20 protein-coding genes are annotated in these 23,636 nt (G+C 70.7%); 7 read left to right on the plus strand and 13 right to left on the minus strand.

Going from position 1 to position 23,636, the window contains the following annotated elements; translation table 11 throughout:
• Positions 1 to 121: 121 nt before the first annotated feature.
• The 3 genes from AB0J90_RS17555 to AB0J90_RS17565 form a co-directional block, all read right to left on the minus strand.
• Positions 122 to 1,258, minus strand: a complete 1,137-nt coding sequence (locus AB0J90_RS17555; RefSeq protein ID WP_363596972.1) for a S1 family peptidase — start codon at positions 1,256 to 1,258, stop codon at positions 122 to 124.
• Positions 1,259 to 1,483: 225 nt separating this feature from the next.
• On the minus strand, positions 1,484 to 2,053 hold the full coding sequence (locus AB0J90_RS17560) for a Clp protease N-terminal domain-containing protein (protein WP_363596973.1): 570 nt from the start codon (positions 2,051 to 2,053) through the stop codon (positions 1,484 to 1,486).
• Positions 2,053 to 2,289 carry a helix-turn-helix domain-containing protein gene (locus tag AB0J90_RS17565; RefSeq protein ID WP_121159297.1) on the minus strand — a complete coding sequence of 79 codons (237 nt, stop codon included), beginning with the start codon at positions 2,287 to 2,289 and terminating at the stop codon, positions 2,053 to 2,055. Before AB0J90_RS17565 ends, AB0J90_RS17560 begins: the two co-directional genes overlap by 1 nt.
• A gap of 168 nt (positions 2,290 to 2,457) precedes the next feature.
• Here AB0J90_RS17565 and AB0J90_RS17570 point away from each other — a divergent pair, with 168 nt between their 5' ends.
• From AB0J90_RS17570 to AB0J90_RS17580, 3 genes are all read left to right on the plus strand, one after another.
• On the plus strand, positions 2,458 to 3,297 hold the full coding sequence (locus AB0J90_RS17570; protein WP_363596975.1) for a universal stress protein: 840 nt from the start codon (positions 2,458 to 2,460) through the stop codon (positions 3,295 to 3,297).
• A 69-nt stretch (positions 3,298 to 3,366) separates the two neighbouring features.
• Positions 3,367 to 5,748: a phosphoketolase family protein gene (locus AB0J90_RS17575; protein ID WP_363596977.1), complete on the plus strand. Its 2,382-nt coding sequence runs from the start codon at positions 3,367 to 3,369 to the stop codon at positions 5,746 to 5,748.
• Between the two features lie 53 nt (positions 5,749 to 5,801).
• Positions 5,802 to 6,713, plus strand: a complete 912-nt coding sequence (locus AB0J90_RS17580; protein WP_363596979.1) for a universal stress protein — start codon at positions 5,802 to 5,804, stop codon at positions 6,711 to 6,713.
• Between the two features lie 20 nt (positions 6,714 to 6,733).
• Here the strand turns inward: AB0J90_RS17580 and AB0J90_RS17585 are convergent, their stop codons facing one another.
• Both AB0J90_RS17585 and AB0J90_RS17590 read right to left on the minus strand, forming a co-directional pair.
• Positions 6,734 to 7,321 carry a serine acetyltransferase gene (locus AB0J90_RS17585; protein ID WP_363596981.1) on the minus strand — a complete coding sequence of 196 codons (588 nt, stop codon included), beginning with the start codon at positions 7,319 to 7,321 and terminating at the stop codon, positions 6,734 to 6,736.
• 123 nt (positions 7,322 to 7,444) lie between these two features.
• Positions 7,445 to 8,116, minus strand: coding sequence for a FadR/GntR family transcriptional regulator (locus AB0J90_RS17590; RefSeq protein ID WP_326559895.1), 672 nt, complete (start codon positions 8,114 to 8,116; stop codon positions 7,445 to 7,447).
• A gap of 346 nt (positions 8,117 to 8,462) precedes the next feature.
• On the opposite strand from AB0J90_RS17590, the gene AB0J90_RS17595 reads away from it, so the two are divergent.
• Positions 8,463 to 8,933 (plus strand): YbaK/EbsC family protein, encoded by a 471-nt coding sequence (locus AB0J90_RS17595; RefSeq protein ID WP_363596983.1) that lies wholly within the window; start codon positions 8,463 to 8,465, stop codon positions 8,931 to 8,933.
• Between the two features lie 77 nt (positions 8,934 to 9,010).
• Here the strand turns inward: AB0J90_RS17595 and AB0J90_RS17600 are convergent, their stop codons facing one another.
• Positions 9,011 to 9,445: a cold shock domain-containing protein gene (locus AB0J90_RS17600; RefSeq protein WP_363596985.1), complete on the minus strand. Its 435-nt coding sequence runs from the start codon at positions 9,443 to 9,445 to the stop codon at positions 9,011 to 9,013.
• A 132-nt stretch (positions 9,446 to 9,577) separates the two neighbouring features.
• A complete protein-coding gene (locus AB0J90_RS17605) occupies positions 9,578 to 10,162 on the minus strand; it encodes a hypothetical protein (RefSeq protein WP_363596987.1) in 585 nt (194 codons plus the stop codon).
• A gap of 777 nt (positions 10,163 to 10,939) precedes the next feature.
• Here AB0J90_RS17605 and AB0J90_RS17610 point away from each other — a divergent pair.
• Entirely contained in the window at positions 10,940 to 14,260 is a 3,321-nt protein-coding gene (locus tag AB0J90_RS17610) for a ThuA domain-containing protein (RefSeq protein ID WP_363596989.1), read from the plus strand.
• An 82-nt stretch (positions 14,261 to 14,342) separates the two neighbouring features.
• On the opposite strand, the gene AB0J90_RS17615 is transcribed toward AB0J90_RS17610, so the two are convergent.
• From AB0J90_RS17615 to AB0J90_RS17640, 6 genes are all read right to left on the minus strand, one after another.
• Positions 14,343 to 15,935: a right-handed parallel beta-helix repeat-containing protein gene (locus AB0J90_RS17615; RefSeq protein ID WP_363596991.1), complete on the minus strand. Its 1,593-nt coding sequence runs from the start codon at positions 15,933 to 15,935 to the stop codon at positions 14,343 to 14,345.
• A gap of 199 nt (positions 15,936 to 16,134) precedes the next feature.
• Positions 16,135 to 17,328, minus strand: a complete 1,194-nt coding sequence (gene wecB, locus AB0J90_RS17620; RefSeq protein WP_363596993.1) for a UDP-N-acetylglucosamine 2-epimerase (non-hydrolyzing) — start codon at positions 17,326 to 17,328, stop codon at positions 16,135 to 16,137.
• A gap of 128 nt (positions 17,329 to 17,456) precedes the next feature.
• Complete coding sequence (locus AB0J90_RS17625) at positions 17,457 to 18,104, minus strand: response regulator transcription factor (RefSeq protein WP_363596995.1); 648 nt, start codon at positions 18,102 to 18,104, stop codon at positions 17,457 to 17,459.
• Positions 18,105 to 18,115: 11 nt separating this feature from the next.
• Complete coding sequence (locus AB0J90_RS17630) at positions 18,116 to 20,167, minus strand: sensor histidine kinase (protein ID WP_363596997.1); 2,052 nt, start codon at positions 20,165 to 20,167, stop codon at positions 18,116 to 18,118.
• A gap of 32 nt (positions 20,168 to 20,199) precedes the next feature.
• A complete protein-coding gene (locus AB0J90_RS17635; protein WP_363596999.1) occupies positions 20,200 to 20,664 on the minus strand; it encodes a hypothetical protein in 465 nt (154 codons plus the stop codon).
• A 274-nt stretch (positions 20,665 to 20,938) separates the two neighbouring features.
• Positions 20,939 to 22,297: a serine hydrolase gene (locus AB0J90_RS17640; protein WP_363597001.1), complete on the minus strand. Its 1,359-nt coding sequence runs from the start codon at positions 22,295 to 22,297 to the stop codon at positions 20,939 to 20,941.
• Between the two features lie 261 nt (positions 22,298 to 22,558).
• Between AB0J90_RS17640 and AB0J90_RS17645 the strand changes: the two genes are divergently transcribed.
• A complete protein-coding gene (locus AB0J90_RS17645; protein WP_363597003.1) occupies positions 22,559 to 22,876 on the plus strand; it encodes a hypothetical protein in 318 nt (105 codons plus the stop codon).
• A 204-nt stretch (positions 22,877 to 23,080) separates the two neighbouring features.
• On the plus strand, positions 23,081 to 23,623 hold the full coding sequence (locus AB0J90_RS17650; RefSeq protein ID WP_363597005.1) for an AAA family ATPase: 543 nt from the start codon (positions 23,081 to 23,083) through the stop codon (positions 23,621 to 23,623).
• The last annotated feature ends 13 nt before the right edge of the window (positions 23,624 to 23,636 follow it).

Raw genomic sequence — 23,636 nt, forward strand, 5'->3', positions numbered from 1 at the left:
TCAGTGTGCAGCAAGTCGCCGAACCGAGCGACCCGGCGGGCCGTGACGTACCCCGCATCGGTATGACGTTGGCGAACGGGCCGGCGTGGGTACGCCGGCCCGTTCGTGGTCTTGCCGCTGCTTAGCCGAGCACGAGGCTCAGCCCGTACGCGGAGAGGATCTCCCGGACCGGCTGGAAGTAGGTCGTGCCGCCGCTGGAGCAGTTGCCCGAGCCACCGGAGGTGACGCCCTGGGCCTGGTTGCCGCTGAGCCACGAGCCGCCCGAGTCACCCGGCTCGGCGCAGGCGTTGGTACGGGTCAGGCCGCCGACCGAACCTTGCGAGTAGCGCACGGTCTGGTTCTTCGCCTGGACGGTGCCGCAGCGCCAGCCGGTGGTGGAGCCGGAGCGGCAGATGGAGGCGCCGACGGCCGACTCGGTCGAGCCGCGTACGGCCACGGTGGTGCTGCCGCTGTACCGGTTCACCACACCGCGCGGGACCCAGTTGGAGTTGGTCCGGATGAACGAGTAGTCGTTGCCGGGGAACGAGGAGCCGGCGAAGCTGCCCGCGGCGACCCGGTTCGAACCCTGGACGGCCTGTCCGGTGGTGCCGCAGTGTCCGGCCGACACGAAGCCGCCGTTCACGGAGAAGCCGATCGAGCAGCGCCCGCCGCCGATGTAGTACGCGTCCCCGCCCCGGATGTCGTAGAGCGTCTTCGGGGCCTCGGCCGCGACGGCGATCCGGACCGAGCCGGCCGGCGCGCCGCTGGTGGCGGCGAAGGTGCTGGCGGCCGCGAGACCGTCCGCGGTGGCCTCGACGACCACGGTGTTGCTGGTGACGTCGACGTACCAGCCGGTGACGGACTTCGGCGCGGCGGTGCCCTTCGCGTCGAGGGTGTCCTTGATCGCCGTCAGGGCCGACTCGCTGCGGGCGACGACCTTCGGCTGCGCACCGGCGGCGCGTACCCGCTCGGCGGACGCGGCGTCGGTGACCGCGACGACAACCTGGCTGCCGTCGGCCAGCCAGGCGCCGCCGAAGCTGCCACCGAGGCTGCCGCGCAGCGTCTCCTCGGCCTTGGCGGCCCGGTCGTCAGCGGCGAGCCGCGCCTGCACCTGGCCTGCGGTGAGGCCGAGGTCGCGCTGCATGGCGCTGAGGATCTCCGCGGAGACGGCCGGTGCCGCCTCGCTGGTGGGCTTGGCCGAGGCCACTTGCGGCAGCGTGGCCAGCATGCCGGCCGCGAGCAGGATTGCCGCTGCGACAGACGAGGATCTGTGCTGCATTGACGGTCCCTTCGATTGGGGGTATGAGGAACGCTGCGCAGGGCTCCGGCCGGATCCCGGTCCGGTGCGGCAACGCCGTCAGTGCGCCTCACGCTAGCCCCAATCGATTGATGCAAATACATATCCTCTATGTCATACCTTGCAGTCGTCAGGCCGGCGACCGTCACACCGGAGCCGGTCGCGCCGGTCCCGGTCCGGGCCGGCGACGACCAGTCCCGGCGTACGTCAGGCAGCCGCGCCGAGGGAGTGGACCACCCGGCGACGCAGCTCGTCGAGGTCCAGTCCGGCCTGGACGAGGATCATCGCGGCCAGCCCCTCCCCCTCGCGCAGCAGGCCGAGCAGGATGTGTTCGGGGCCGATGGTGTCGTGGCGCAGCCGCAGCGACTCGCGCAGCGCCAACTCCAGCACCTTGGCCGCCCGCGGGGAGAGCCGGGTCGGGGTGCGGCGCCCGCCGAACAAGCGCCGTCGCCCCGGTGGCAGCGGTGCCTCCAGCGCCCCCTCGCCGAACGACCCCTCGACGCTGGCCCGGACCGCGTCCAGGTCGATGCCGATCGAGCGCAGCGCCTCGGCGTCACTCTCGCCGAGTTCGCGCCGTTGCATGCCGGCGACCTCCGCCCGTACCCGCTCGGGGTCCACCCCGGCGTCGCGCAGCAGCGCGGCCACCGGGCCGTTGTTGTCGTCCAGCAGGCCGAGCAGCAGGTGCTCGGTGCCGACGAAGTCGTGCCGCAGTCGACGCCGCTCGGCCTGTGCGCCGACCACGACCTGCCGGGACTGCGCGGTGAACCGGTTCCACATCAGGACTCTCCCCGGGTCGGTGCCGGCGACCGGCCGGCGTGCTTCTTGTGGACTCCCTGCCGACTGACCTCGAGGGCGTCGGCGATTTCCTGCCAGGACCAGCCCTGGCGCCGGGCGTTGTCGACCTGGACGATCTCCAGTCGTTCGAGCAGCCGGCGGAGGGCGAGCACCGCCCGCAGCCCGACCCGGGGGTCGGTGCTGCCGGCCGCCGCCGCGAGATCCGTTGCCTGACTCATCCTGTCAACCTAGGTTGACAGGCCCCGTCTTGTCAACCCTGGTTGACAGGACGGAAGCCCGGAACCGGTCCGCCGACCCGGACCCGCCACTACTGTCAGTACCGGAGACAAGCGCTGCGAGCCAGCCCGCCCACCCGGCGTCGGCGACCGGGCCCGGAGGTGACGACGATGAGCCTGTCCGCGAACGCGCCGGTCGTGGTCGGGGTGGACGACTCCGCACAGGGCATGACCGCGGTACGGCTGGCCGCCCACGAGGCGGCGGCACACCAACGGACGTTACGGATCGTGCACGCCTTCAACTGGGTCGCCGACCCGTCCACGCCGCTCGAGGGAGAGCAGCGCGGACCCGCCGACCGACTCCTCAACGAGGCCGCCCGGGCCGCGACGGAGGCCGAACCGGAACTCCGGCTCACCTGCGCGCTGATCGAGGGGCCGGCGCTCACCACCCTGCTTCGGGAATCGGGCAGCGCCGCGATGATGGTGCTGGGCGACGGCGGGCTCTCCGCCCAGACTGCCGTACCGATCGACGCCCTGTCGGTACAGGTCGCCGCCCGCGCCGGGTGCAGCGTGCTGGTCGTACGCGAAAGTTCCCCACCGCCCGGTCCGGTGCTGGTCGGCATCGACTGCAGTGCCGGTACGACAACCGCCCTCGGCTTCGCCTTCGACGCCGCGAACTGGCGTGACACCGAACTGGTCGCACTCCGGATCTGGGAGGCGGACGACCCGTCGGAGGAGCCGGACGCCTCGGTGGCCGAGGAGCTCGACGCGGCGCTGGAGCCCTGGCGGCAGAAGTACCCGGACGTACGGGTGCTGCCCCGGGTCCGCAGCGGCGACTCGAAGCAGATCCTGCTCGGCGAGTCGCACGCGGCCGAGGTCGTGGTGGTGAGCATGCGCGGGGAACAACCCTCGCGCAGCATGCTCGGCGCGCTCAGCCAGACCCTGCTCTACCACTCGCCCGCCCCGGTGGTCATCGTCCGGACCGCGCACGAGCTGTACGTGCAGGCCTGAGCGTCCCCGCTCGGGGGACATCCACCGATCCGGCTGCGCGAGCACCCGACACGCGAGAGGCTCGAACCGATGGAGACCGCGCTGGATCCGCACGCCCCGCTCACCGACTACGAGCTGCGTCGGCTGAACCTGTACTGGCGGGCGGCGAACTACCTGACCGTCGGCCAGATCTACCTGATGACCAACCCGCTGCTGCGCGAGCCGCTGACCCCGGAGCAGATCAAGCCCCGGCTGCTCGGGCACTGGGGCACCAGCCCCGGCCTGAACCTGCTCTACGCGCACCTGAACCGGACCATCGTCCGACGCCGACTGCCAATGATCTTCGTGACCGGGCCGGGACACGGCGGGCCGGCGATCGTGGCCAACACCTGGCTGGAGGGGACGTACAGCGAGCGCTACCCGTCGGTGGACCGGGACGAGGCCGGCATGGAACGGCTGTTCCGGCAGTTCTCCTTCCCCGGTGGCATCCCCAGCCACGTCTCCGCCGAGGTGCCGGGCTCGATCCACGAGGGCGGTGAACTCGGCTACTCGCTGATGCACAGCTACGGCGCCGCGTTCGACAACCCCGACCTGATAGTGGCCTGCGTGATCGGCGACGGCGAGGCGGAGACCGGGCCGCTCGCCGGAAGCTGGCTGTCGAACGTGTTCCTCAACCCGGCCCGCGACGGGGCCGTGCTGCCGATCCTGCACCTCAACGGCTACAAGATCGGCAACCCGACGATCCTGGACCGGATCCCCCAGCAGGACCTGCTCTCCGTACTGCACGGCTACGGCTACCGCCCGTACGTGGTCGCCGGTGACGAACCGGACCGGGTGCACCGGGAACTCGCCGCCGCCCTGGACCGGGCCCTGGACGAGATCGCCGCCATCCAGGGCCGGGCCAGGAGCACCGGCGTGGTCGAGCGCCCGCGCTGGCCGATGATCGTGCTCCGTACGCCGAAGGGCTGGACCGGGCCGCACGAGGTCGACGGCCGGCGGGTCGAGGGGACCTTCCGCGCCCACCAGGTCCCGCTGGCCGGGGTACGGGACAACCCTGAGCACCTGGCCCAGTTGGAACGGTGGATGCGCGGCTACCGTCCCGAGGAGCTGTTCGACGCCACCGGTTCACCCGTACCCGAGGTGTGCCAACTGGTTCCCGAGGGCGACCTGCGAATGAGCGCGAACCCGCGTACCAATGGTGGCGAGGTGCTGCGCGACCTGGTGCTGCCCGACTACCGCGAGTACGGCGTGGCCGTGCCGGAACCCGGCGCCACGGCGGCCGGTGCGACCACCCCGACCGGGCGCTGGCTGCGCGACGTGATCGTGGCCAACCCGGACCGGTTCCGGCTCTTCGGCCCGGACGAGGTGGCCTCCAACAAGCTGGACGCGGTCTTCGAGGTCACCGACCGGGTCTTCGTCGCCGAGCGGCAGCCCGGCGACGACCACCTCTCCCCCGACGGCCGGGTGATGGAGGTGCTCTCCGAACACCTCTGCGAGGGCTGGCTGGAGGGTTACCTGCTGACCGGCCGGCACGGCGTGTTCACCAGCTACGAGGCGTTCATCCACATCGTCGACTCGATGGTCAACCAGCACGCGAAGTGGCTCAAGACGACCAGCGACATCCCCTGGCGGCGGCCGCTGGCATCGCTGAACTACCTGCTCTCCAGCCACGTCTGGCGGCAGGACCACAACGGCTTCTCGCACCAGGATCCGGGCTTCATCGACCATGTGGTGAACAAGAAGGCAGAGGTGGTCCGGGTCTACCTGCCGCCGGACGCGAACACCCTGCTGTCCATCATGGACCACTGCCTGCGCAGCCGGCACTACATCAACGTGGTGGTCGCCGGCAAGCAGCCGAGCCCGAACTGGCTGTCGATGGACGAGGCGGTCCTGCACTGCCAGCGCGGGCTCGGGATCTGGGGCTGGGCCAGCACCGACGAGGGGGCCGAGCCGGACGTGGTGCTGGCCTGCGCCGGTGACGTACCGACCCTGGAGACGCTGGCCGCCGCCGACCTGCTCCGGCGACACCTGCCCGACCTGCGGGTACGGGTGGTGAACGTGGTCGACCTGATGCGCCTGCAGTCCGAGGTCGCCCATCCGCACGGCCTGCCCGACGCCCAGTTCGACACGATCTTCACCCGGAGCAAACCGGTGATCTTCGCCTACCACGGGTATCCGGCCCTGATCCACCGGCTGACCTACCGCCGGGCCAACCACGACAACCTGCACGTACGCGGGTATCAGGAGGAGGGCACCACCACCACGCCGTTCGACATGGTGATGCTCAACCAGCTCGACCGGTTCCACCTGGTGGTCGACGTGATCGACCGGGTGCCCGGGCTGTCCGCCCGAGCCGCGCACCTGCGCCAGTCCATGGTCGATGCCCGGCAGGAGTGTCGCGACTACACCCGCCGCTACGGCGAGGACGCCCCACGGGTGGCCGAGTGGCGCTGGGTCGGCACCCGCGGTTGACCCGGCACGGTGAACCCACCGGGGACCGCCCGCACCGTCGTCTGGAGGCAGGCATGAGCGACAGACCGGTACTGGTCGGCTACGACGCCTCGGAGGGGGCCCGACTCGCGCTCGCCTGGGCGTTGGACGAGGCCGCCCGGACCGGTACGTCGGTCCTGCTGGCGTACGCCTTCGAGTGGATGACCGCGGCGAGCTGGATCGGACCGGGTCCCGGGCCCGGCACCTGGCCGGACGAGACGACCCGGCGGGCGGTGGGCGAGGTGGTCTCCGCCGCGGTCACCGAGGCCGCCGACTCCCATCCGGGCCTGACCGTACGGGGTGAGGTGCTCGACACCCCGGCCGGGATCGGGCTGCGGCAGCGGTCCGCCGACGCGGCACTGGTGGTGCTGGGCAGCCGTGGGCACGGCGGCTTCAGCGGCCTGCTCGCCGGCTCGACCACCCTCTCGGTCAGCGCCCACGCGCACTGCCCGGTCGTGGTGGTCCGCCCGCTGCCCGGCGGGCCCGCCGACGGTACGGGTGCCGAAACCGGACGGAGGCGGATCGTGGTCGGGGCGGACGGTTCACCGTACGCCCGGCTCGCGCTCGCTTGGGCGGTGCAACGGGCGGTGAGCCGGGCCGTGCCGTTGCACGCGATCCGCACCTGGGCAGAGCCGACGGCACCATGGCATCGGACCGACGTGGATTCGGCCGAGGTCACCCGTACCGAGTCGGCCGCGCTGGACGAGGACCTGGCCGGTTGGCGGGAGCGGTATCCGGACCTGCCGATCACCGGCGAGGTGGTCACCGGTCACCCGAGTGCCGTACTGGTCGAGGCGAGCCGGCAGGCGCAACTGGTGGTCGTCGGCACCCGTGGCCACGGCGGCTTCCGGGGCCTCGTGCTCGGCTCGGTCAGCCAGCAGTTGCTGCACCACGCGGAATCCCCGGTCGCGGTGATCCGCGAACTGCCGTCCGACACCGCCGGGTAGCGGCCCCGGCCCGCGCCGGATCAGTCGACCCTCTCGCGCACACTGCCGGCCGGCGCACCACCGACCAGGTGCTCACCGCCGTTGTCGACGGCTGGGTGCTCACCGCTGGTCGGCTGGTCGCCGACGGGTAGGCCGGTGACCCGGGCCCTCGGTCCGAGGGCCCGGCCGCCGGGCGGGACGTCGTCCAGCACGGTGGCCCCGGCCCCGATCTTCGCGCCCCGCCCGATCACGATCGGCCCGAGTACGGTCGCACCCGCGCCCAGCGTCACCTCGTCGCCGATGACCGGCTCACCACTGTGGTCCCGCCGCCCGATCGTCACCTGGTGGTACGCGTTCACGTCCCGGCCGAGGCGGGCGTCCCGGTGGAACACCAGCCCGTACGGGTGGAACAGGCGCAGTCCCGGACCGCAGGTCAGCTCGCGGGGCAGGTCGCTGTTCGTACCGAGCCTGATGACCAGCAGGTTCAGCACCTTGTACGGCACGGTCGCGCACCTGCGGGTCAGGGTGCGGCGGGCGGCGGTCCACTGCCCGAAGCGGAAGACCGCGAGCACCAGCCGGACCAACGGGTCCCGGTTCCGCCGAAAGTCCTGCCGGATGGTATCGAACATGAAGCAGAGCGTAAGACTCGTGGTCGGTAGCCCCCTAGCCGAACGGCCCAGGGCAATGGGTCAGAAATGCGACAAGGCGGTATCGGTCACGCCTCCCCCACCGAGCTGGTCGGCGGCCGGCGCTCAGAGCGCGCGGCGCAACCACTCCTCGACGCCGGCCACGTGCACGGTGGCCCAGGACCGGGCCAGTTCGGGCTGGCGGGACGCGATCGCGTCGAGGATCGCGGCGTGCTGCTCGCGGGTGCGGGCGACCGCGCTCTCCTGGGTGAGGCCGCGCCAGATCCGGGCCCGGGTGGTGGGACCGGAGAGGCTGTCGATCAGCGAGCAGAGCACGTCGTTGCCGGCACCCGCGGCGATCTGCCGGTGGAATTCGAGGTCGTTGGCGACCAGCGCGTCGATGGTCGGTTCGCCGCCCAGGCCGTCGAGCAGCGTACGCAGCTTCGCGATCCCCTCCTCGGTCATCCGCTGGGCGGCCATCGCGGCGGCGGCCGGTTCCAGGATCCGGCGGACCTCCAGGAACTGCAGCACCGTGTCGTCGCGGTGGAAGTCGACCACGAAGCTCATCGCGTCGAGCAGCAGACCGGGGTCGAGGCTGGTCACGTAGGTGCCGTCACCCTGCCGTACGTCCAGCACGCGGATCACCGACAGTGCCTTGACGGCCTCGCGCAGCGAGTTGCGGGACAGGCCCAGCCGGTCGGCCAGGTCGGCCTCCTTGGGCAGCCGGTCGCCGGGGCGCAGTTCGCCGGAGACGATCATCTCTTTGATCTTGTGGATCGCTTCGTCGGTGAGCGCCATGCTCGTTCCCCTCCGGCCCGCGCGGTCAGTCAGTCACAGGCTCGCAGTGCGGCGCCACCGGAATCGGCGAACCCGCACCGCCCGGCGTGGCGGCGACGCGGCGCCGACCGCCCGGCTCGGTGCGAATCATCCGGCTCTCGGGCACCCAACGGCCGTGATACATCCGATGTCTACCAGCCCGTTGAACGCTTTCACAACCACTGTCGGTAAGTGAGCCGGCGAACGCCGTGTTCCCGGGCCGGTCACCGACCGCGACGCAGCCGGCGACATCCGATGGATACGCAGGTGGAGCGCCTGCTCACCGAACCCCCGGCCGACCCGCCGCGACCGGAGGTACTGTGCAGCCATGCCCGGCTCCGCCTCCGCCGCCCTCGACTCCGCCGCCGTCCCCTACGAGGTGATCCGGCACGGGCCGGTGGGCAGTGTCGCCGAGGCCGCCGCCGCGCTCGGCATGGCGGTCGCGGACATCGTGAAGACGATCGTGATCCGTCGGGGCGACAACGACTACGTCTTCGTCCTCGTGCCGGGTGACCGGGTCATCTCCTGGCCCAAGCTGCGCGCACTGCTGGGCGTCAACCGGCTCTCGCTGCCCGACGCGGGCACGGCCAAGGACGCGACCGGGTACGAGCGCGGCACCATCACCCCGTTCGGCTCCACCAACGCGTGGCCGGTCGTCGCCGACGAGCGGGTACGCGGACGTCAGATCACCCTCGGTGCCGGTGAGCGGGGCGTCGCGATCGCGCTGGCGGCCGACGAAGCGCTGCGCTCCCTGGACGCCACCGTTGCCGACGTGACCGACCCCGAACCGCCCCGCTAGCCGGGAACGGCCCGCCGCGGACAGCGGAAATCCACGGAGCGGGACAATTTCGGGTCAATGCGGTGCCCGGTCCACCGTCAGTGTTCCACCCAGCCGTGTCGCTGGGCGAGCACGGACAGCGCCTGCCGCAACTGGACGATCTGTGCCGCGGTCAACGTCGGTACGGCGTCGAGCAGCAACTCCGTCACCTCGTGCCGAAAACCAGCCGGCGTGAGTACGTCGCACATGCCGTCGTCGTCGGTGCGTTCGACCGCGGCCGGGACCGTACTGGACAGCGTTCCGTTGCCGACCGTCGCCCCGCTGTGGTCCGCTTTGAGAATTCGGACCGCCAGGGCCTTCATGCCCCGATCGCTCTCCACCGCGTCGAACTCCACTGGCACGCCCGGCACGAACGCGTATTTCCCGTCACCCAGCACGTTCGCGTGCACGAAGACGTCTTCACCACCGCCGTCCGGTGTGATGAACCCGTACCCACGCGCCTCGTCGAACCGGATGAACCTACCTCTGACCACCGCGCCCAACCTCGCCTCGACCCGTCACCGACAACTCCACGACGACACACACCGCGCGAACATCATAAGGTCACGGCCCGACCTCGAAGCGTCGCCGGACCCGTACCGGCTGTCGGCGGTGGGCCGGCTCGGCTAGACCCGAGCGGGCCCGGATGCCAGCGCGTCGCCTCCGCCGGGCACACCCGCGTCGCCGGACGAACCGCCAGCGTCGGACGAGGCGGCGGCGTCGGACGAGGCGGCGGCGAGGGTACGGATCCCCCGGTGGGCGAAGAGCAGCGGGATGATGCCGAAGACGCCGAACGAGATGTCGATGAGCTGCCACCACCAGGGGATGCCCCGGACCGGGCCGGCGATCAGCGCCAGCGGGACGATCGCGACGCAGGAGATCATGCCGAAGTGGACCACCCAGACGTTACGCACCGGATCCCGGTACGGACCCCAGAATGCGATCGCGATGACCAGGTGGGCGAAGGCCAGCCAGTCCGTTCCGTACGCGAGGAAGGGGTACTCGTCGTTGGTGGCGACGATGCCCCGGTGCACGTGGTCGATCCAGTCGACCAGCACCGGCAGGTGTTCCGGGGCCGGTGACCAGTCGGCGTGCAGCAGTTGGACCAGCAGGCGGCTCTCCGCCTCGAGGGGAAACGCGGTGACGCCACTGACAACCAGGCCGACGACGAACAGCACCAGCCAGACACGTACGCGGGTAAGGGTGCTCACGAATCGTGAGCGTAGCCAGTCCCACCTGGACCGGGCGCGCCACGGCGAGCACCGTCACACAAGATTCACAACCCTCACCCATTCCCTCCCGACCGGCCTCGCCCAGCCACGGGCGGCACGGCATGGTTTCGGACTTTTGTCACGGCACGCAGAGGCTTCTGCTGGGATCGACGGAAGTTAGTTGGTCTTGGGTCTATCTTTCGTGTTGCCCACGGATTAAGGTTCTGTTTCAGCCAGAGCCTCTCCAGAACCCCTGCATGAGACCCGCAAAAACGTTTCAGCGGCGCAATCGGCGGCGCCACTGTCCCACCCCCAACTCCCGCATCGTCGCCGCGGCCCAGGTCGCGAGGAAGGTAGCGAGACATGGACAAGACAGCCTCCAGCCGCCCACGCACACTCCCCTGGCCCGCCGCGGCCAGTTGACCCGGTAGGACGGTGGCCGACCGGCCCCGATTCCATACCCGGAACCTTGGCCGGGCAAGCGCGGCCAAGCCCACGATCCTCCGCCGTACAGGCGGGTGGCGGGACCGGTGCACCACGACCGGCCCGGACAGCAGGAAACGTGGATCGTCGTGTCGGCGCGCGCGACCACCCGGTAACAGACAACTCCCGGCGTCACCGATCGGCGGCCGGTGGCGGGTCCTGCGAGATCGCGCACCATCCATACGGATGCGGCGTCACACCCCATCGTGACAACCACACCAGCACACCGGGCCCGTGCGCGTCCGGTGTCCGCGGGTGCCGCCGCATGCCCGCTCCACACCCCCGGAGGAACATATGACAAGACCCCTGCGCCGGTGGCTTGCCGCCGTGGCCGGCGCCACCATCGTGCTTCCCGGCCTGGTGGCCGTACCGGCCTCGGCCGCGCCCGATCGGGGCTCCGCCGAGGAACGCCTGGTCACCGAGGAGAACGGACCGGCGGCGCTGCGCTCCGAGGCCCGCGCCCCGGAGGACTACCGGGTGCTGGTCTTCACCAAGACCGCCGGTACGCGTCGACCGTCCATCACCGACGGTGTCCGTACGATCCAGTCGTTGGCCGCGGCGAACGGGTTCTCCGTCACCGTCACCCAGGACGGTGGTGCGTTCACCGCCGAGAACCTGGCCGACTACCGGGCGGTGGTCTTCCTCAACACCACCGGCAACGTGCTCAACCCCGGCCAGGAGGCGGCGTTCGAGTCGTACGTGAAGGCCGGCGGCGGGTACGTCGGTGTGCACGCGGCCGCCGAAACCGAGCCGGACTGGGCGTTCTACCAGAACCTCGTCGGCGCGAAGGCGTCCGGTGTGGCCAGCACCGAGGCGGGTGTCGTCGAGGTCGCCGACCGGGTCCACCCGGCCACCGAGGCGACGCCGCAGACGCTGACCCTGACCGAGGAGTGGTACAACTTCACCACCAACGTACGGGGCTCGTCGCACGTGCTCGCCACCGCGCAGGAGAAGAGCTTCGCGGGCGGCACGATGGGCTTCGACCACCCGGTGAGCTGGTGCAAGGACTACCAGGGCGGTCGTTCCTTCTACACCGGGCTCGGCCACTCGATCGAGACCTACCGGGTCGGTGGCTTCAAGAAGCACCTGCTCGGCGGCATCCAGTGGGCGGCCGGCGTGGTCGAGGGCGACTGCGGTGCGACCGTACTCGGCAACTACGAGAAGGTCACCCTCAACGACGAGCCGGGCGAGCCGATGTCGCTGTCGGTCCTCCCCGACGGGCGGGTGCTGCACAACACCCGCGGCGGCGAGATCCGGCTGTACGACCCGACGACGGGTGCCAGCCCGGTCATCACCACCATCCCGGTGTACCAGCACGACGAGGACGGGTTGCAGACGATCTCGATCGCGCCCGACTTCGCCACCAGCAAGTGGGTCTACATCTACTACTCGCCGCCGCTGAACACCCCGTTGGACAACCCGGCGACCCCCGGTGTCAACGAGGGCGACGCCCCGGCGACCAGCACGGACCCGACGGTCTGGAACGCGTTCAAGGGTTACAACCAGCTCTCCCGGGTGAAGTTCGTCGACGGACCGACCCCTCGGCTCGACATGGCGACCGAGCAGCAGATTATGCGGGTCGACACCGACCGGGGCATCTGCTGCCACGTCGCCGGCAAGGTGAAGTTCGACGGCAAGGGTCTGGTCTACCTGATCACCGGTGACGACACCAACGCCAGCGGCTCGGACGGCTTCAACCCGATCAACGAGTCCCCCACCCAGGGACCGGGCTACGACGCCCAGCGCTCGGCCGGTAACACCAACGACCTGCGCGGCAAGGTGCTGCGGATCAAGGTCAAGGACAACGGTACGTACAGCATCCCGGCCGGCAACCTGTTCCCGGAGAACACCGACTACGACAACAAGACCCGTCCGGAGATCTTCCTGATGGGCCTGCGCAACCCGTTCCGGTTCGACGTGGACAGCAACGGCTTCGTGTACGTCGGCGACTACTCGCCGGACTCGCGTACGCCGAGTGCGACCCGTGGTCCGGAGGGCACCGGCCGGTGGTTCGCCACCAACAAGGCGGCCAACTACGGCTGGCCGTACTGCTACTCGCCGAGCCTGCCGTACATCGACTACGACTTCGTCACCCGTACCTCCGGGGAGCCGTTCAACTGCGGTGCGCCGGTCAACAACTCGCCCCGCAACACCGGCCGTACGGTCCTGCCGGCGGTCGCCCAGCCACAGTTCTGGTACACCTACGAGGCCCGGACCACCTGCGCCGGGGCGTACCTGCAGACCCCGCCCGCGACCTGCGACTTCCAGTGGCCGGTCATCGGCACCGGTGGCGTCGGCCCGCACGGCGGACCGATCTACAAGTACAACTCGGAGAGCACCTCGGAGACCAAGTTCCCCGAGTACTACAACAACAGCGTGGTCTTCGGGGAGTTCACCCGGGACAAGCTGTTCATGATGCGCACCAACGGCAGCGGCCAGCTGACCGGGGTGGAGGCGTTCCTGCCCGGTGTCATCTTCGACAACCCGATGGAGATGGAGTTCGGCCCGGACGGCAACCTCTATGTGCTGGAGTACGGCGACGGCTTCTTCCGGGCCAACCCGGACGCCCAGCTCTCCATGATCCGGTACGTGAAGGGCACCCGTTCCCCGGTCGCCGCGCTGTCGGCGAACCCGACCTCCGGCCGGGCCCCGCTGCCGGTGCAGTTCTCCAGCGCCGGTTCGTCCGACCCGGACCCGGGTGAGTCGATCTCCTTCGCCTGGGACTTCGACAGCAACGGCACGGTCGACTCGGCCGACCCGAACCCGACCTACACGTACACCGCCAACGGGGTGTACAACGCCAAGCTGACGGTGACCGACTCCAGTGGCAAGACGGCGGTGCTGACCAGGGAGATCGTGGTCGGTAACACCGCACCGACGGTCACCGTGACGGTGCCGGCAGGCGGTACGTTCTTCAACTGGGGTGACACGGTGCCGTTCACGGTCGCCGTCACCGACCCCGAGGACGGGACGATCGACTGCAGCCGGGTCACGGTCTCCTTCGTGCTCGGTCACGACACCCACGGCCACGGCGAGACCGAGACCAGTGGCTGCACCGGCACCCTGCCGACGCCGGCCGACGGTGCCGACCACGCCGGTGGTTACCTCTACGGCGGGATCAGCGCCACGTACACCGACCTCGGTGCCAACGGCCAGCCGGCGCTGACCACGGTCGGCCAGGCGATCATCCAGGTACGCCGCCAGCAGGCCGAGCACGCCCAGGTCCAGCAGGGCGTGACGATCGCCGCCAGCACCGACACCGGTGGTGGTTCACAGGTCGGCGCCATCGACGCGGGCGACTACATCGCGTTCGAGCCGATCAACTTCGACGGCGTGAGCACGGTGACCGTTCGCTACTCGGGTGGTTCCACCGCCACGGTCGGCACCCCGCGTGCCAACGTGGAACTCCGGGTCGGTTCGCCGACCGGGGCGGTGGTCGCCACCGCCGTACTCAACGCCACCAGCGGCAACGGTGCCTACGCGAGTCAGGCCATCCCGGTGACCTACCCCGGCGGCCCGCAACGCCTCTACCTGGTGTTCACCCCGGTGACCGGCGGCCCGACCACGGGCCTGGTCAACCTCAACTGGGTCGAGTTCGGAAGCACCACCCCGTAGTCAAGTCAACGCACCGGTAGCGAATGAGTGGCTGTCCACCCGGACAGCCACTCATTCTCCGTTCGGTGTGCCGGTGCGCCGGTCAGGCGTACTGCGGGGTGTCGACCCGGGTGGGTGCGACCGCGTTGCCGGCGAAGTTGTTGTCCTGGAAGTCGGCCGAGCCGCGGGTTCCGTCGCCGGTGACCCAGAGGCCGTGCGTCTGCGACTTGTACCGCTGGGTGTCCCAGACCCGGTTGTGCCGCAGGGTCAGCTCCGAGGTGGCGGCAGCCAGGGTGATCCCGGCCCGGTTCGGGGGTGCGTCCGGCAGCCGGTAGGTGGCGCCGGCTGGTGGCGTACCCCCGGCCCAGGCCGTGGTGGCACCGGGCCGGACCGGTGCGAGCAGCAGTTCGGTGGCGGTGTTGGTGGCGACCATCGCGGTCCAGTTACCCACCGTCACCATCTTGCCCCGGTGCCCGTCCGGCAGCCAGTTCGCGCCGTCGTCGCGCACGGCGGTACGGGTGTAGCTGACCCGCTCCCCCGAGCCGCTGGCGGCACCGGCCTCCCGCCGGCCGTTGTCCCGGATGCGGTTGTTCACGATCGCACCGTCGATCAGCCCCGCGTCGACCCGTACGCCGTCCAGGCCGTTCTCCCAGATCTCGTTGCCGTCGAGTACGACCTCGCGGGCCGGGATCGAGTCCTCGGCGAGGTTGTGCTCCCGGTAGCCGTAGCGGCCGTTGCGGCTGATCCGGTTGCCGCGCACGGTGTAGCGGCCGGGGGTGTTGCCGATGCTCAGCCCGTCCAGGATGTTCGCGTCGATCACGCAGTCGGCGACGATCCCGCCCCGGCCGGCGATCCCGCAGGTGCCCTGGGCGGAGACGTCGAAGCCGGCCTCGTGGTTGCCCATCATCGTGCAGCCGTTGACGATCAGGCCCTCCGCGCCCCAGTCGGAGATGCCGAACCGGTTGTCCTCGGCATGACAGGCGGTGATCCTGATGCCGCGCGGCGGCGGCCACATCTTCTGCTGGAGTTCGAGGAAGATGCCGTTGGTCCCGTTGCCGACGGCGGTGCAGGTGGAGACGGTGAGCCGTTCGCTGGCCCCCCAGCCGCCGATCCCGATGCCGATGCCGGCACCGCCCATCTGCTCCCCGGTGTCGAGTCGACCGCAGCGCAGCGCGACCACGCCCTGCACCACCGTGTCCTGGAGGAAGTCGCAGCCGAGACCGGTGGCGGCGGTGTCGTGGATGTAGAGGTCGCGGAACCGGCCGCGCATCACGTACTGGAGGCCGAGACCCTTGGCCAGGTAGTCGTAGCGGGCCAGTTGCACACCTGAGCCGTCGATCTCGAAGCTGGCGAACGTGCAGTCGGCGATGTGGTTTTCCCGGCTCGCCCCGTGCTGCACGGCGGTGAAATAGGCCAGTGGCACCGGGTCGACCCGGTTCCCCTCGTTGCTGAGCACGAACTTGGTGGCGCCGATCCCGTCCCCGACCAGGGAGATCCCGCTACGCCACACGGTGCCGGTGTCCCGGATCGAGTAGACGCCCGGCGGGCAGTGGATCACCCGCGCCAGCCCGTCGGCCGCGTACGCCGTACCGAGCTTGTCGACCAGCGCCTGTAACGCCGGCTGGTCGTTGGTCACCCCGTCCCCCGCCAACCCATGATCGCGGGCGTTGCAGACCAGATCCTCAGGCACCGACACGCCCGTCCCCCTCCGTCGCCCGAAACCCGGTCGATTCCCACTTCCGCCCAGACCTAACGCCGCACCTCCCCTCCCCCTCTCTCCCCCCACAAGATCGCCCCTCTTGTAGAGAAAGAGGGGGGTTATTTCGCGCCGGATACCCCCTCTTTCTCTACAAGAGCGGGTTCGGGGTCGGGGGGAGGCGGAGGGAGGGGCGGGGTTAGCGGGCGGGGGCGGTGGGGCGGAGGGGGGCGGGGTGGAAGGTGGGGGTGGGTGGGTGGGGCGGCGAGCCCGGTGACGACGGTAGGGCGAGCAGGTCGGTGATGGCCGAGGCCGCCAGTACGCTGGCCCGCCCGTCGCCGAACGGGAGCGCCCGCTCGGCGGTGGAGCGTACGTTCAGTTCCTGGGTCGCGGCGGCGACGAGCCGTTCCGGGTCGGTGCCGACCAGGGTGCCGTGGCCGGAGTCGAGGATCTCGGGGCGTTCCGTGCTGTCCCGGGCGACCAGCACCGGTACGCCGAGCGTGCCGGCCTCCTCCTGCAAGCCGCCGGAGTCGGTGATGACCAGGTCGGCCACGCTCAGCAGGCCGATCATCTCGGGGTAGACCAGCGGCGGTGTCAGCCGGATGCCGGGCGTACGGCCGAGTTGCGCGGTCATCTCCGCGTCGAGCGTCGGGTTCGGATGGGTCACCATGACCAGTTGCACGTCCGGAAAGCGGCGGGCGAGGAAACGCAGCCCGGAGCAGAGGCCGAAGACGCCACCGCCCCAGTTCTCCCGCCGGTGCAGCGTCACGACGACCACCCGGCGGGTCGGGTCGATCCAGTCGGGCGGCTGGGCGAGTTGGTGGTCGAGCAGATGGTGCAGCGCGTCGACCACGGTGTTGCCGGTGAGCACGATCCGGTTGTCCGGCACGCCCTCGTCGAGCAGGTGCTGGCGGGCGGTCGGGGTGGGTGCCAGGTTGAGGGCGGTGATCCGGGACAGCATGGAGCGGTTCGCCTCCTCCGGGAAGGGCCGGTCCAGGTCGTGCGTGCGCAGACCGGCTCCCAGGTGCACGACCGGGATGCGTTGCCAGAAGGCGACCATTGCGGCGACCAGCGCGGTGAGGGTGTCGCCCTGGACCACCACGGCCGCGGGTCGGCGTTGCGCGAGCACACCGTCGGTCGCGGTGAGCAGCGCGGCGGCGAGTTCGGCGAGCGACCCGGTCCGGCGTACGGGTTGCAGCGTGGCCTGGGCGGCGAGGTCGAACGGCGCCAGTGCCTCCGGCACCCGTCCGGGGTGCTGCCCGCTGTCGACCACCGTCGCCGTGATGCGGCTGTCCAGCCGCAACCGGCGTACCAGTGGGGCGGCCTTCACCGCCTCCGACCGGGTACCGAGCAGCACCACGACCTCGTTCGTGGCCGAGTCGTCAGCCCGCACGTCGTGGTCCGTACATCAGAGACACCCCTTGACAGTTAGCCGTGACGCCGATGTCACGTTAACCAGCCAAACGGACGTTTGCCGCATAAACGACTAAACCAGGTGCCGTTCGACCGAGCCGGACGCGGCTATCCGGTGAGGCCGACGTCGCGGGCGAGCAGGGCGGCCTGGACGCGGTCGGCGACGCCGAGCTTGGCCAGCACCGCCGAGACCTGGTTGCGGATGGTCTTCTCGCTCAGCCCGAACCGGCGGGCGATCCGGGCGTTGCCCTCACCCGCCGCGAGGTACCGCAGGATGTCCCGCTCACGCGGGGTGAGCTGGTCGAACGGTGCGGGCAACTCGACCGGCTGGCGGCGCAGCGTGGTGAGCACCTGCGGCCCGATCCGGGGACCGAGCACCAGACCGCCTCCGGCGACGGTACGCAGCGCGTGCAGGATGGTGTCCGGATCGGTGTCCTTGAGCACGTAACCACGGGCACCGGCCCGCAACGCGCGATTCACCACGTCCTCGTCGTCGGCCATGGTGAGCATCAGTACGTGCACGTGCGGTCGACTCTGGATGATCCGGGCGGTCGCGTCCACCCCGTCACCGTCGGGCAGCGCGACGTCCATCGCGACCACCCCGACCCCTTCGGTCACCGCCGCCACCAGCGCCTCGGCGCACGAGGCCGCCTCCACCACACCCTCGACCCACGGCTCGTCCTCGAGCATGGTGCGCAGCCCACGACGTACCACCGGATGGTCGTCCACGATCAACACGCGTACCCGATCGGACATGACTCGCCGCCTCACTCACCCAGCGACCGGGCGACCGGTTCCGGCTCGACCGCACCACCGGGCTCGACCGGGTCACCGGGACCAACCTGTCGTACGGCAACCGTACCGGTCTCGGCGGGCGCGAACTCGGCACAGGGCAGCCGGACCCGGACCCTCGTGCCGTGCGGCGACACCTCGGAGATCTCGCAGTCCCCACCCAGTTCGGCAGCGCGCTCCCGCATCGACTCCACACCGACCCCACCGGGCCGGGGACCGGCGAAACCGATCCCGTCGTCGACCACCTCGACCACGAGCTGGTGGTCCCGGCGTACGGTCACCTCGCAGGCGCTCGCCCCGGCGTGCCGGGCCACGTTCGTCAGCGCCTCCGACACCACCCGGTACGCCGCCACCTCGACCGCCGCGGACAGCCCGCGCAGGTCGTGTTCCACGCTCAGGCGTACCGACAACTGTGGACCGTCGAAGCGCTCGCACTCGACCCGCAGCGCCGACTCCAGCCCCCGGTCCAGCGCCGCCGGCCGCAGCTGGTCGACCAGTTGCCGTACCTCCTGGGTGCAGGTGCGCAGGTCGTCGGCGAGCCCGTCGAGGACCCGGCCGAGCCGGTCCTGCCCGTCGGCAATCTTCCGCGCCGCGCGTACCTGCATCGACATGCCGGCGAAGGTCGGGCCGAGCCCGTCGTGCAGGTCCCGGCGCAGCCGCCGACGCTCCTCCTCGCGGGCCATCACCAACCGTTCCCGCGACTCCTGCAGGTCACGAATCAACCGGGCGGTGGCCGTGGCGACCGAGGCGTGCAGCGCCACGTCGCTCAGCAGCCGGCGCTCGACCGGGGTGAACCGGCTGCCGGAGCGGCGGTGGGCCACGATCAGGCTCCCCACCCGTTCCCCGTGGGTGAGCATGTCGAACCGCTCGACCGAGGTGGTCGCGCGGCCGTGTTCGGCGTGCAGTCTCGGCCCGTCCGTCCCGTCGACCTCGACCGCCACGTACGGCACCTGCAACGAGCGCGCGATGGTGCCGGTCAGCAGCGGCAGGACCGCCTCCGGCTGCACGGTCCGCTCCAGCAGGTCACCCAGCCGGGCGAGCACCGCGTACGGGTCGTCACGGTCGCCGTAGAGCAGCCGGTTCACCCCGCGCTGCACCCGGTGCCGCAGCGGGTCGAAGGTGACCGCGATCAGGCCGGTCGCCACGAGCGAGGCGTTGGAGGTGCTGCCGCGCAGCAGGATGTCGCGCAGCAGGGCGACGATGGCCACGAAACCGGCGATCACCAGCAGGCTCATCACCAGCCACACCAGGGTCCGGTTGATCACCTGCTCCAGCCCGTACAAGCGGTAGCGCAGTACGGCGAGCGTCATCGCGGCCGGGATGGCGATCACCATCAGCACCCAGGCGCCGGCCAGGTTGAGCCCGTCGAGCAGCAACCCGAGCAGGAACAGCACCCCGGCGGCGAGCAGACAGGCGAGCTGCTGGCGGACCTCCCCGACCGACCGTCGCCACCGCTGCACGAGCGACACCAGCACCGCCACCAGTCCGAGCAGGCCGACCCCGACCGACAGCAGCGCGATCCGTACGAGTAGTCGGGCCCGCTCGGTCGCGGCCAGCTCGCCGGAGAAGAGCAGGTTGCGGGGGTCGTCGAGGGCGGCCACGGCGAGCGCGCCGGTGGTGACCGCGGTCGACGCGACGATCAGCGCCGCCACCAGCCGCCAGCGCGGGCCGGGCAGCCTTCCGTCCGGGAAGTACAGCAGGGCCAGGAAGATCAGGCCGTACGGCGGCCACCACAGCCACTGGACCAGCCAGGCCAGCGGCAACCAGGTGAGCCAGCTCAGCGCCAGCACCGCGACGGCGGCGGTGAGTCCGGCCGCGAGCATCAGCCGCCCGACCCGGTGACCGGGTACGCCGGCCAGCACCAGGCCGCCCAGCCCGGTGAACGACGCGGCGATCACCGCGGTCATCGCGGTCGGCCCACCCGGTGCCGGCGCGAGCCACTGCCCCACCAGCACGAGTACGGCGACGACCACCGCCGCCGCGGCGAGCACGCGACGGCGGTTGATCATGGATGCTGCGGTGGACATCAAGTCGGGCCTCCCCGGGCGCCGGCGGACGGTCAGTGTGCCCAGCCTGCGGCGTGCATGGCGTTGTGCAGGAAATTGCCGGTGTTGCCGTGCATGTGCCACGGCAGCGCGTCGATCGCGTCCTGCAACGTGCCGCCGCTCGGCGCGGGCATCTCGTCGACCAACTGCTCGACGGTGGTCCGGTACCGGTCGGTGAGCTCGGGGTGGTCCTTGAGGTACCGCTCCAGGTGCTCGAAGACCGCCTGGAGCCGCCGCTGGAGTTCGTCCGGGTCGGCCGGCTCGGCGCTCGGTTGCAGGTCGGCCATCCGCCAGTCGGGCCCGAAGTACGGGGCCAGCCGCTGGCCGTCGGTGTGGAAGAACTCGACCGCTCCGCCGAACCTGTCACCCAGCTCCGGCTCGGCCAGCACCGCGCCGAGATCGCCGTAGAGGTGGGCGAAGGTGTTGTCGGCGGCGAGCAGCAGGATCCGCCGGTCGGTCTCGGTGGGGACGTCAGACATCATGACTCCTCGTTTCGATGGTCGGAGGTGGACCGGCGGTCGTCGGTACCGTCAGCGCGCCGGTTCGCCGGAGCGTAGGTGACGCGGCGTCCACTCGGGATCGTCGTTGAGGTCCGAGCCTCGTTGCCGAACGCTCGGAGACCATCGTCGCCCGGACGATGTCCCGCAGACCCGGGAGTTCGGCCCGATCGGCGGGACAAAGCGCCGCCCGCACGGGACCGGTGCCGTACCCGTCGCCCGTGATCCCCGGCGGGGGAAACCAGCCGGTCTGCGGCTACTTTCCGCCGTCGGGCGCGGGGCCGAGGCCGGTGACGGCGGAATCGACGGGTACGAGGTAGTCGTACACGGCTCGGGCGAGCTGGCGTACGGTCTCGGCGCCGGTGGCCTCCGGGCCGGAGGTGACGAAGGCGACCGCCACCTCGGAGTGCGGGATCAGCAGGTAACCGACGTCGTGCGAGGCGTCCGGCAGTTCGCCGGTCTTGTGCGCGACCGGCACGCCCGGCGGCAACGCGGCCGGGATCTTCGTGTTGATCGTCTGTTCCAGCATGAACGAGATCATCAGCGCTCGGGACGCGGGCGAGAGAATGTTCCCGTCCCAGACCGCGCCGAGCAGCGACACCACGTCGTCCGCGGTGAGGTAGTTCTCCTCGCCACGCGCGGCCGCTGCGGTGTCGAGCATCCTGCGGTTGAGCGCGGTCTGCTTCAGCAGCATCGTGTCGATGAGCGCGTTCACCCGGACGAACCCGTCGAGATGGTTGATCAGTACGTTCGCCGCCGTGTTGTCGCTGTAGATGATCATGTACCGGGCGAGCCGGTAGAGCGTCACCACCTGTGGGAACGTCTCGTGCTGCAATTCGCCGGAGCCGCCGACGACATCCTCGGGCAGGACCAGCACACCGTCGGTCAACGACTGCCAGCCGCAGTCGACCTCGCGCAGCAGCTCGGCGAGGATCCACAGCTTGATGACACTCGCGGCCTTCGGCCGGAAGGTGCCGTCCACCCCGATCTGCTGGTCGCCGTACCGGCCGGACAGGTCGCGTACGGCAACGCCGGTCGGGTTGGGCGACGCTGCCACGATCTCCCGCAGTTGCTCGGTCAGCGGCAACAGCTCCGCACCGCGCCGCCGGTCGACGGGCGGCTGCGGATTGGTCACCACCTCACCGCTCAGCACCACGGGCTCCAGGTCCGGGCGGTGGATCTCGACCGCCCCTTCGGTGCGACCGCGCAACGGCACCCGGTAGACGTACGTGATGCCGTTGACCGTCACCCGTCCGCTGGCGACCCCGTCGGTCACCCTCATGCCCTGGTCCAACACCCGGCCGGTGTCACCGTCGCAGCCCCGGTACCGCACGATGCGTTCGGCCGCGTCGACCGCGAAAATGGCGTTCTCGGTGGCGAGCCAGGCCAATTCGGTCCGTGGCGGCGACGGATCGGCGTGGTCGGCGGACCAGGGGTCACGACCATCGGCGGGCCCGATGTCGGGACGGCCGGAGTGCGCGGGTGCCGGCATCCCGACGATCACCATCAGGGTGGTCACCGCCAGCACGGCCAGCCGACCGCAGAGCAGGGCGACGGTGGCGGCGATGGCGGCGGTTCGCCGGTGCCGGGCGACCCGCGGTCGGTTCTGGTTCACCCCGGCAACGTAGCCAGCCGTACAGGCCGACCGAGGCGGCTCGGCACGGACATCACCCGACCGTGCGTACGCCCCCGGCGGGTCGCGGACGACCCGCACGAACCCGGCCGAACCGGCCCCGGCGAGGGGAGCCGCCACCCGCACCGGGCCGGGTCGCCAGCAATTCGGCGCAGTCCGAATGGTGTAGATCGCAGTGGATGTGACACGACCGGTCCGGTCAGACTCGACAGTGTCAACGGGGGTTTCAGGAAGGAATGGAACATGCGAGTAGGACGTCTACTGGTCGGCGCGACATTCGCGGCGGCACTGACACTCGGCATCATGGCAACACCGGCCCAGGCCGGCGACGCGCACACCAACGGCTGGGGCTACCCCGGCGCGGTCACCGCCAACAGCTGGGACCACCCCGGCGCGGTCACCGCCAACGGCTGGGAGTACCCCGATGCGGTCACCGCCAACAGCTGGGACCACCCCGGCGTGGTCACCGCCGACGGCTGGGAGTACCCCGATGCGGTCACCGCCAACGGCTGGGACCACCCCGGCGCGGTCGACAGCAACGGCTGGGGGCACGCCGACTGACCAGCACCGACGACCACGGCTGGCCAGAGCGGGCTGACCATCGGTTCCGTGCCGTCTCGCGGCTGGTGAAGTGGGTGACGTCGGCGGGTGGTCCTCGGACCACCCGCCGGACTCGCTCCGCCGTACGACACACCGGCCGGGCGGTCCGTTGGGAGACTGGAGCCCGGCGGGTTCGCACGACCCGCGATACCGGAGGAGGCTGGAGTGTCCGTCCCGACCCCTGGCGTCATCGTCATCACCGGGGTGATGGCAGCCGGCAAGTCGACCGTGGCGCAGCGCCTCGCGGAACGGCTTCCCCTCGCCGCCCACGTCCGAGGAGACGTGTTCCGAAGAATGATGGTCACGAACCGGGAGGAGCTCACGCCGGAGCAGACCACCGAGGCGACCGCGCAGCTCTGGTTGCGTTACCGGCTCGCCGCGAGCGTCGCGGACGGGTACGCCGAGGCGGGCTTCGCCGCCGTGGTGCAGGACGTCGTCCTCGGTCCCGAACTGGCCGAGTACGTCGACCTGCTGACCGCCCGGCCCCGGCACCTGGTTGTCCTCGCGCCGAGGCCGGAGGTGGTGCACACGCGCGAGAGCCTCCGGGGCAAGCGCGGCTACGGCGACTGGACGGTGGAGGTGTTGGACCGGTCGCTGCGTCGGGACACCCCGAGGATCGGGCTGTGGCTGGACAACTCCGACCAGACGCCGGACGAGACCGTGGACGAGATCCTCGCCAAGCTCGCCGACGCCCGCCTGCCGGACTAGCCGATCGGGCCGC

The sequence above is a fragment of the Micromonospora sp. NPDC049523 genome (genome assembly GCF_040676775.1).
Classification (GTDB): domain Bacteria; phylum Actinomycetota; class Actinomycetes; order Mycobacteriales; family Micromonosporaceae; genus Micromonospora_G.

Coding starts and splice junctions, on each gene's coding strand:
- AB0J90_RS17555 (WP_363596972.1), bottom strand. CDS start 1,258: ATGCAGCACAGATCCTCGTCTGTCGCAGCGGCAATCCTGCTCGCGGCC.
- AB0J90_RS17560 (WP_363596973.1), bottom strand. CDS start 2,053: ATGTGGAACCGGTTCACCGCGCAGTCCCGGCAGGTCGTGGTCGGCGCA.
- AB0J90_RS17565 (WP_121159297.1), bottom strand. CDS start 2,289: ATGAGTCAGGCAACGGATCTCGCGGCGGCGGCCGGCAGCACCGACCCC.
- AB0J90_RS17570 (WP_363596975.1), top strand. CDS start 2,458: ATGAGCCTGTCCGCGAACGCGCCGGTCGTGGTCGGGGTGGACGACTCC.
- AB0J90_RS17575 (WP_363596977.1), top strand. CDS start 3,367: ATGGAGACCGCGCTGGATCCGCACGCCCCGCTCACCGACTACGAGCTG.
- AB0J90_RS17580 (WP_363596979.1), top strand. CDS start 5,802: ATGAGCGACAGACCGGTACTGGTCGGCTACGACGCCTCGGAGGGGGCC.
- AB0J90_RS17585 (WP_363596981.1), bottom strand. CDS start 7,321: ATGTTCGATACCATCCGGCAGGACTTTCGGCGGAACCGGGACCCGTTG.
- AB0J90_RS17590 (WP_326559895.1), bottom strand. CDS start 8,116: ATGGCGCTCACCGACGAAGCGATCCACAAGATCAAAGAGATGATCGTC.
- AB0J90_RS17595 (WP_363596983.1), top strand. CDS start 8,463: ATGCCCGGCTCCGCCTCCGCCGCCCTCGACTCCGCCGCCGTCCCCTAC.
- AB0J90_RS17610 (WP_363596989.1), top strand. CDS start 10,940: ATGACAAGACCCCTGCGCCGGTGGCTTGCCGCCGTGGCCGGCGCCACC.
- AB0J90_RS17625 (WP_363596995.1), bottom strand. CDS start 18,104: ATGTCCGATCGGGTACGCGTGTTGATCGTGGACGACCATCCGGTGGTA.
- AB0J90_RS17630 (WP_363596997.1), bottom strand. CDS start 20,167: ATGTCCACCGCAGCATCCATGATCAACCGCCGTCGCGTGCTCGCCGCG.
- AB0J90_RS17635 (WP_363596999.1), bottom strand. CDS start 20,664: ATGTCTGACGTCCCCACCGAGACCGACCGGCGGATCCTGCTGCTCGCC.
- AB0J90_RS17645 (WP_363597003.1), top strand. CDS start 22,559: ATGCGAGTAGGACGTCTACTGGTCGGCGCGACATTCGCGGCGGCACTG.